Source organism: Arthrobacter livingstonensis (assembly GCF_003219815.1).
GTDB lineage: Bacteria > Actinomycetota > Actinomycetes > Actinomycetales > Micrococcaceae > Specibacter > Specibacter livingstonensis.
In genome coordinates this window covers 1-8921 of record NZ_QJVD01000059.1, presented here as the reverse complement: position 1 = coordinate 8921, position 8921 = coordinate 1, and the positions used below count along the sequence as shown (strand labels likewise).

Below are 8921 nucleotides of genomic sequence, written 5' to 3'. Positions count from 1 at the left end.
ACGGTTGGCCGACCCGGCCTGACAGGGCCAAAAGTCACCAACCGTCATGGCTGGCATACTTGAGCCGTCCGCACCACCCCAAATGTCTCGGCGCAGTGTGGCCATGGTCGTGGCTTTTGCACCCAACCCCAGCCCAGACACCCACCGGCATGCTGTCCCGTTGCCTTAGCTAGGCGAACCACGCACACCGCTTCCATCGGATGGCCTGCCTGTTCCAGGGGTGTGACCTTTGGCCCTATCTGGGCGGGCTGGAGGTAACGAGTATTGAGTCATGACCACATTTGAACAGCAACATATCGGCTTGGTGCATGTGCCAGGTGCTCAGAGATGACCACTTTGGCCGTTGGGGTGCTCTCAGAGCACAATTCCAGCGAACACCGGGTCGCTCTTGACCCGAGCGCCACCGCACGCATAGTTCATTCGGGAATGGCAGTCCTCGTGGAATCAGGTTCCGGGACGGACGCCGGTTTTGATGACCACAGCTTTGCGGCTGCGGGAGCAACAGTCACGACCCGCGCCGACGTCATCGCAAAATGTGATCTGTTGGCCTCTCTGGGTTTCCCCCCGGATTCCGTCACGAACTCACTGAATTCGGGTCAGGCGGTCATTGGGCTCCTCGATCCGTTCAACAACCTTGACGCTGTTCGTGGGTTGGCTGACCGGGGAGTCATTCTCGTCGCCCTTGAACTTCTACCCCGGACTCTGAGCAGGGCCCAAGCCATGGACGCACTGAGCTCCCAATCCAGCGCGGCTGGGTATCGCGCAGCGATCGTCGCAGCGGAAAGTTTCGGCCGCTACCTGCCCATGATGATCACGGCCTCAGGAACTGCGGTTCCGGCAAAGGTGATCGTGATCGGAACCGGCGTAGCCGGTCTACAGGCCATTGCAACAACAAAACGACTTGGCGCAGTAGTCACGGGGTACGACGTCCGGGCCGCATCGCGGGCAGAAGTCGAATCTCTGGGGGCCCGATTCCTCACATCCTCGGTCGCAGCCGGAACTGGAGAGGGCGGATATGCGCGCTCCATGACGGCCGAGGAGCAGGCCGCCCAGCAGCAGGAGCTCGCAGCCGCATTGACGGCATTCGACATCATCATCACCACAGCGAAGGTCCCCGGCCGAATCCCTCCGCTGCTGGTATCGGCCCAGACGCTTTCCGCACTGAAGTCCGGCACTGTGTGCGTGGATCTTGGGGCGAGCGACAAGGGCGGCAATGTGTTTGGCTCGGTGGATGGCTCCACGCATACCACGGTCGACGGCGTAGTCGTGGTTGGCGGTGGCAATCTCGCCGCCCAGCTGCCCACCTCCGCGTCACAGATGTATGGCAGGAACATGAGCGCTGTCATTGATTCCCTGGCGTCGCAGGGTGCCATCACCGTCGACCCGACAGATGAGATCCACGCCAGCATCGTCGTCTCCCATCACGGCGGCATCACCAGTCCGGCCGTGCGCGCGGCATTGAACCTTCCACCTCTCGGATCCACTGATTCCATGAAAGTCCAGGTCGCCTGATGCAGACCCTTTTCGGCAATCTCGCCATCTTTGTCCTGGCTCTCCTGGTCGGGGTAGAAGTGATCAGCAAGATCCCCTCCACCCTCCACACCCCGATGATGTCCGGATCCAACGCCATCCACGGGGTCGTCATAGCCGGCGCAGTCATCACGGCATCGCTGGCCAGCACCCCTGCGGGCTATATCCTGACCTTTATCGCAGCTACGCTCGCGGCGGCGAATGTGTTTGGCGGATATGTCGTGACCGACCGCATCCTGAAAATGTTTACCAAACCCAAGCAGTCTTCGATGTCAACTACCGCCGGGGCTGCGTCGTGACTGGGTTCGAGTTTCTCGTCGGCGTGCTGTACTTGGCTTCGGCGAGCCTGTTCGTCGTCGGATTGCACCAAATGCGGGCGCCATCGACGGCCCGGACCGGAAACCTCATCTCGGCAGGCGGGATGGTCATCGCCGTCGTGACGACCATCGTCTTTTCTCTCGTCTCCTCCGGAGGTCACTGGATTGCCTGGGCCGCCCTCATCGGCGGTGCCTTGCTCGGTGGCGTTTTCGGAGTGCGTCAGGCGCGAACAGTGAAGATGACAGATGTTCCCCAACTCGTCAGCGTCTTCAACGCAGTAGGTGGTGGCGGTGCCGCAGCCGTCGCATTCGCTGCCTTCGTCCTCCCCGGTGACGCCGGCGGAATTGAACTGACAATCTCGATCCCGGTCGTTCTGGATGTGTTGATCGGATCCATCACCTTCTCAGGCTCACTGATAGCCGCCGGAAAGCTTCAGGGGATCATCTCCGGAAAGCCGATCACGTTCCCGGGCGCTCGGGCTGTCAATATACTCGTGGCCATTGTCGCCCTCTGCGCCGGAGTAATGGCAGTCATCCTGCGGGGCAACACGCTGATGCTGGTCGTGGTGCTCGTCGCAGCACTCATTCTGGGCGTGCTCATGGTACTCCCCATCGGCGGCGCGGACGCTCCGGTGATCGTCTCGCTCCTGAACGCCTTCACCGGGCTTGCCGTCGCGATGGCAGGGTTCGCCATCAACAACCAAGCACTCATCATTGCCGGCGCCCTGGTGGGAGCTGCCGGCACGATTCTGACCCTGCAGATGGCCAAGGCCATGAACCGATCCGTCGTTTCCATCATCCTTGGCGGTTTTGGAACCGGTGAACCTGTCTCATCGTCCGGGCCCAGTGGTGAAGACCTCGCCAATGTCCGCAGTCTCACGGCGGACGACGTCGCAATCCAGCTCGCCTATGCGCAGCACGTTCTCATTGTTCCCGGCTACGGGCTCGCAGCTGCCCAGGCCCAGCACCAGGTGGCCGAACTCGCTGCGCTGCTGATCGCCCACGGCGTGGACGTAAAGTACGCCATCCATCCGGTGGCGGGCAGAATGCCGGGTCATATGAACGTGCTGCTGGCCGAGGCCAACGTCCCCTACGAGCAGATGCTGCAGCTGGACGACGCCAACGCAGCGTTCAACAACTGCGATGTTGCCTTGGTCATCGGAGCCAACGACGTGTGCAACCCTGACGCCCGGAAACCCGGCAACGCGGTCTCCGGGATGCCAATTCTCGACGCCGACCATGCCAAGTCGGTCGTCGTCATCAAACGGTCCATGCGGCCAGGCTACGCCGGCATCAGCAACCCGCTGTTCACCGACCCCAAAACCGGGATGCTCTTTGACGACGCGAAAAAGGCGTTGACGGGTATCACCACCGCCGTCAAGGAATACGTTTCCGCATGAAACTTCACACCATAAGCTGCGCTGTCAGAACCCGAAGCCATACGGCATCGTCGCCTGGTCCGCGTATTCAATCTCATTGGCAATCAACGAAAGGCACATCATGAAGGCAGCAGTCGTCACCACATTCGGTGCTCCGCTCGAGATTCAGGAGCGCGACGTCCCCGAACCGGCACTTGGGCAGGTTCTCGTGAGGATGGAGACCTGCGGTCTCTGCCACACAGACATCCACGCGGCCCACGGTGATTGGCCTGTGAAGCCAACCCTCCCGCTGGTACCCGGCCACGAAGGGGTCGGAATCATCGAGAAGCTCGGGAGCGAAGTCCCTGACCGAACCGTTGGCGAGCGTGTCGCCATCGCCTGGCTCGGATCTGCCTGCGGTGAATGCCGCTACTGCATTGACGGCAGAGAGACCCTGTGCCAGAAGCAGCAGGACAGCGGGTATTCGATGGATGGCGCATTCGCCGAATACGCCGTCGCCAGCGCCAAGTACGTTGTCCCGGTTCCCGATGGCATCAGTTCCATGGATGCCTCTCCGCTGAGTTGCGCGGGCCTGACGACCTACAAGGCCCTCAAAGTTGCGCACATCGTGCCCAGCGAGCTTGTTGGCGTGTTCGGCGTCGGCGGACTCGGCCATCTCGCCGTTCAATACGCCCGAATCATGGGCGGCATCGTCGTCGGGATCGATATCGAGCAGCCCAAGCTCGACCTCGCTACCGAACTCGGGGCAAGCCACGTGGTGGACGCGGCAAAAACAGATCCTGTGGCGGAGATCCAGAAGTTGGGTGGTCTCGACGTTGCGCTTGTCCTGGCCCCGTCCACGAAGGTTTTCGAGCAGGCCTTTGCGTCGCTCCGCCCCGGCGGACGACTCGTCTGCGTTGCGATGCCCGCATCCGGAAACATGCAGATTCCGATCTTCGAGACTGTGATCAAGGGGATCTCTGTTATTGGCTCCATTGTCGGCACCCGTCAGGACCTGGTCGAAGTCTTCGCCCTGCATGCTGCTGGCCGGACCCGGGTCGTCGCCGAAGCGCGGAACATCGCTGACGTCAACACGGCCATGGCTGATGTCCTCTCAGGTGCCATACCCGCCCGCCTGGTCTTCGATTTCGTCAACGCACCGGTCCCAGCCGTTTGACGGCCCTATCCGGCTTTCATCAAGGGCCACGGAACCGCCGCAGCAACGCAGACAGGCCGCCTCGCCGGATCGAGCACCAACGACTCCCACAGCCGCACAAGCCAGCTGTGGGGCTAAGAATCAAAGCAAGTTAGCTGCCAAGAAAGGTGTTTTCGACATGACATACCAAACGATCAATCCATACACCAATGAAGTAGTTGCCACTTTCCCGGATGCGACAAAAGCAGAAGTTGATACAGCCATTGCCGCGGCGCACACCGCATTCCTCACCTGGCGCGAGACCCCGTTCTCCGCACGGACTGCGGTGCTCGGCAAAGCCGCCGCGTTGCTCCGGGCGGATAAGCGACGGTATGCAGAGTTGCTGACCCTGGAAATGGGAAAGGTCATCGCCGAGGCCGAAGCGGAAGTCGACCTCTCGGCCGACATCCTGCAGTACTACGCCGACCGCGGCGAAGCATTGATTGGGACGGAGAAGGTTCCTGTCGCCTACGCTGCCGAGGGCGAAGTGGAGATCGTAAACGAGCCACTCGGTGTCCTCTTGTCCATCGAGCCGTGGAACTTCCCCTACTATCAGGTAGTGCGCGTCGCGGCACCCCAACTGCTGGCAGGCAACACCATCCTGCTCAAGCACGCCAGCAACGTCCCGCAGTCTGCTGCCGTGTTCGATGACCTCTTCGCGAAAGCGGGGCTTCCCTCGGGGGTGTTCAAGAACCTCTATCTGCCGCATGTACTCACCGAGTACGTCATTAACGACCCGCGGGTCCGCGGTGTCGCGCTCACCGGAAGCGAAGAAGCCGGCTCAATCATCGCCTCCTATGCTGCGAAAGCCGTAAAGAAGAGCACACTCGAGTTGGGTGGAGCCGATGCCTTTGTTGTTCTCAAGGACGCTGACATGGACAAGACGGTCGACTGGGCAGTGTTTGGCCGCCACTGGAATGCCGGGCAGGTGTGCGTCTCTGCCAAGCGCATGATCGTGGTCGACGAGGTGTTTGACGAGTTCCTTGAGAAGTACCGTGCGGGTGTTGCGGCATTGAAGTCGGGCGATCCGCTGGATCCGACGACGACTCTTGCACCGTTGTCGTCCCAGGGCGCGGCTGACAAGCTGGCCGGGCAGGTCAAGCGGGCCGTCGCAGGAGGTGCACAAGCCGAAACGCTCGGCGACCCCGTTCCAGCGGTTGGGGCTTTTTTCCAGCCCACGATCCTCACCGGGATGGACTCAAAAAACCCTTCCTACTACGAAGAATTCTTCGGACCGGTCTCCATGATCATCCGCGTCAAGGACGAAGCCGAGGCGGTGGCGGTGGCGAATGATTCCCCCTTCGGGCTTGGCGGTTCCGTGTTTACAAAGGACACCAAAAACGGCGAAAAGGTGGCCAGGAAGATCGAAACCGGCATGGTTTATGTCAACCACCCCACGATGGTCAAGGCAGACATCCCCTTCGGTGGTGTCAAGCACTCCGGATACGGTCATGAGCTGACCAACCTCGGCATCCAGGAGTTCATCAATAAGAAGGTCATCGACGTCGTTGATATCAACGCCGCATTCTGACGATCACGACATCTGGCCCGGCCGGTTCACCACAGGTGAGCTGCTGGGCCAGGTGCCCGTCAAAGACTTTCACCGCAGAGTCCCACTCACGTACAGAAAATGGAGACGTCCTTGGAGAAGATGACGGCATGGGCCACAGGCGAAACACCTGGACAGATCAGTTTGGTGAGTAAGCCCGTGCCGACCCCAGGTCCGGATGAAGTCCTTGTTCGGGTATTGGCATGCGGAGTGTGCCGGACGGACCTCCACGTCCTCGATCAAGAGCTCGAGCGCCATTTAACTCACGTGACCCCCGGTCACCAGATTGTCGGAACCGTCGCCGGGCTCGGAGACCGCGTAAAGCGGCTTCGCGAAGGCGACACCGTAGGGATCGCCTGGCTTCGCCGCACCTGCGGCGTATGTCCGTGGTGCAGGAGCGGACGCGAAAATCTCTGCCCGGACTCCGAATACACCGGATGGGATGCCGACGGCGGATTCGCCGAGTACACGACAGTGCCAGAAGCGTTCGCGTATCTCCTGCCCCGAACGAGCAACGCGGTCGAACTTGCACCGTTGCTCTGTGCCGGGATCATCGGATACCGGGCCCTGTCCCGCGCCGCACTGCCCGCAGGCGGCAGTCTCGGGATCTACGGATACGGATCCAGCGGACACATCACCGCCCAGATCGCGCAGGCCGCAGGAGCGACTGTCTACGCAATGACCCGAGGCACGGCAAATCAGGACCTTGCGCGCAGCATCGGCGCTGTCTTTGTCGGCGGCGCCACCGACGAACCGCCCACGAAACTGGATTCCGCCATCATCTTTGCGCCCGCAGGAGAACTGGTCCCTACCGCCCTTGCCGCGACGAAACGCGGCGGAACAGTAGTTCTGGCCGGAATTCACATGTCGGATATTCCCGTCATGAACTACAACGACGCCCTCTTCAACGAACGAGACCTCCGTACCGTCACCGCCAATACCCGCGCCGATGGAACAATGTTCCTCGCACTTGCGCACAATTTGTCGATCACCCCGACGGTGACGAGCTACCCATTCGACAGTGTCGACAAAGCCCTCTCAGATCTTCGAGCCGGGAACGCATCGGGTTCCATCGTCATAACCATGCCGTCATGAGATCGAAGGCCGCCAAGCCTGGCGAGGTTTGCCACCCGACGAAGAAGGACAAACCCCCACGCGACCGGATCACAATGCCCGAACTTCAAGGTCATTTTTGACGTCCGTGACGTGTGGTGATGCCCAAGATGCCGCGGCCGCTTGCTCTTTTTCAGACCAGGACCGTACCTGCCCGCTGAGGGTGACGGTGTTGCCATCGACGTCAACGCTGATGTGGTTCGCGTCCAACTGGGCGTTCCGGCGTATGGCATCTTTAATCCGCGCTCCCGTGTCGATGGCGGACGGCCGTGCCGAGAGCGTTATCTGGTTATCCACCGCGTACACGCCACGCAGATAGTGGACCGCATCCCTGGCGGCCAGGCGCTCGAAGTCCCAGTGAACCGTACCAACGAGAGTTACTTTGTGGTCCTTGATTTCTGCTTGGACCGTCTCGGGGACGTTGCTTGCCCACCTCAGCGCATTTGCAACAGCTGTAGCGATTTCAATTTCACTCGCCGGCCACGAAACATGAGGATGCACCTTCAGATCATCCACAACCGCAGAAACCCCCCGGACGCGGAGGGCAGCCTGCTGAGCAGCGACACATTCCGAGTGGTCACGCACTTCTCCAGTCAGGATGACGGCACCGCTGTTCACTGCTACCCCGATACTTGCGGCATCCACTTCGGGAGCCCAGTCAAGTTCTTCCTCGACTGCGGTTTGGAGGTCATGATCGATTCTGGTCACGCTGCTTGTCGTCATTGCCGGTCCTTGCATCACAGCACGCAGGCCTGCGCACCTAATTCAATACTGACCGCCTGTACGACCGGGGCGTAGGGTCAAAAGTCCTCCGATGCTGTTGAGCTGCCAGGGAATCGCCCAAGGCGGCTCGGTGGACGATGAAACCCTGCACCGCGTGAACGGCGCAGGGTTGCGAGTCCAAGTGCGCTGCACGCCTACGCGCGCACCTGTGTTCCCGCTTCACCGGCAACGACGGCCAATGCGTCATCGAGACTTCCGATTGCGACCCGGCGGCCGGTAGCTTGGACGAAGCCAATAGCCGCGCGTACTTTCGGACCCATCGATCCATCGGCAAAGGTGTTGCCCTCGAGGGCTGCACACGTGATCGCATGGATGGGTTGTTGCTGCGGCGTGCCAAATCCGGTCATTACGGCCGGAACGTCGGTCAAAATAGCGAGGAGATCGGCGTCGAGGCGGATCGCCAGGAGCGCGGCAACGCTGTCCTTGTCGACGACGGCGTCCACCCCGGACAAGACACCGTCGTCGTGGGTAACAGGCACCCCGCCGCCCCCGCCGGCGATCACGGTGACGCCGGCAGCCAGCAGGCCGACGATGATGTCCTGTTCCACGATCTCGACCGGTGCCGGCGAGGGAACGACGCGGCGCCTGTGTGACCCGTCCTCCTTGAATATCCAGCCATACTGCTTGGCCAGCACTTGCGCATCCTCGGCGCTGTAGCCGGGCCCGATATATTTGGTAGGCACTTGCCACGCCGGATCGGACGCGTCGACGACGGTCTGGCAGACCAGGGCGGCCACGGGTCCGGCCATGCCTGCATTGTGCAGGGACCTCTGCAGCCACAACCCGATCAGGCCCTGCGACTCAGCGACCATGTCGCCCAGTGGATAGGCCGCCGCGATCGACGTATCCGTAGCATTCTCCGAGGCAAGGAGTCCGACTTGGGGGCCGTTGCCGTGGACGATCACAAGCTGATGGTCAACTGAGAGCTGTACGAGTGACGGCGCCACGGCGGCGAGACGTTGGGTCTGGATCCTGGACTCCGGGTGCTCGCCGCGGCGTAGCAGGGCGTTGCCGCCCAGTGCGACGATGATGCGCACTTATCGGTCCCCTTGGGTCATGGAAGCGAGGGAACTGAG

Annotated in this window: 8 protein-coding genes; 6 read left to right on the top strand and 2 right to left on the bottom strand. The window is 61.3% G+C overall.

Annotated elements, in window-relative coordinates; translation table 11 throughout:
- Nucleotides 1-327 precede the first annotated feature (327 nt).
- The 6 genes from CVV68_RS22370 (at nt 328) to CVV68_RS22345 (ending at nt 7044) form a co-directional block, all read left to right on the top strand.
- Entirely contained in the window at nt 328-1512 is a 1185-nt protein-coding gene (locus CVV68_RS22370; protein WP_110503190.1) for a Rossmann-fold NAD(P)-binding domain-containing protein, read from the top strand.
- Complete coding sequence (locus tag CVV68_RS22365; protein ID WP_170133322.1) at nt 1512-1829, top strand: NAD(P) transhydrogenase subunit alpha part 2; 318 nt, start codon at nt 1512-1514, stop codon at nt 1827-1829. Before CVV68_RS22370 ends, CVV68_RS22365 begins: the two co-directional genes overlap by 1 nt.
- The gene (locus CVV68_RS22360; RefSeq protein ID WP_110503188.1) at nt 1826-3247 is read left to right on the top strand and encodes an NAD(P)(+) transhydrogenase (Re/Si-specific) subunit beta; all 1422 of its coding nucleotides are present in this window, start codon (nt 1826-1828) and stop codon (nt 3245-3247) included. Before CVV68_RS22365 ends, CVV68_RS22360 begins: the two co-directional genes overlap by 4 nt.
- Nucleotides 3248-3323: 76 nt before the next feature.
- A complete protein-coding gene (locus tag CVV68_RS22355) occupies nt 3324-4382 on the top strand; it encodes a zinc-dependent alcohol dehydrogenase (RefSeq protein WP_245933740.1) in 1059 nt (352 codons plus the stop codon).
- A 157-nt stretch (nt 4383-4539) separates the two neighbouring features.
- The gene (locus CVV68_RS22350) at nt 4540-5931 is read left to right on the top strand and encodes an NAD-dependent succinate-semialdehyde dehydrogenase (RefSeq protein WP_110503186.1); all 1392 of its coding nucleotides are present in this window, start codon (nt 4540-4542) and stop codon (nt 5929-5931) included.
- 120 nt (nt 5932-6051) lie between these two features.
- Nucleotides 6052-7044, top strand: coding sequence for a zinc-dependent alcohol dehydrogenase family protein (locus CVV68_RS22345; RefSeq protein ID WP_110503191.1), 993 nt, complete (start codon nt 6052-6054; stop codon nt 7042-7044).
- Nucleotides 7045-7113: 69 nt separating this feature from the next.
- Here the strand turns inward: CVV68_RS22345 and CVV68_RS22340 are convergent, their stop codons facing one another.
- Together CVV68_RS22340 and CVV68_RS22335 are read right to left on the bottom strand one after the other, a co-directional pair.
- Nucleotides 7114-7785: a BON domain-containing protein gene (locus CVV68_RS22340; protein ID WP_110503185.1), complete on the bottom strand. Its 672-nt coding sequence runs from the start codon at nt 7783-7785 to the stop codon at nt 7114-7116.
- Between the two features lie 194 nt (nt 7786-7979).
- On the bottom strand, nt 7980-8882 hold the full coding sequence (locus CVV68_RS22335) for a carbamate kinase (RefSeq protein ID WP_110503184.1): 903 nt from the start codon (nt 8880-8882) through the stop codon (nt 7980-7982).
- Nucleotides 8883-8921: the final 39 nt, after the last annotated feature.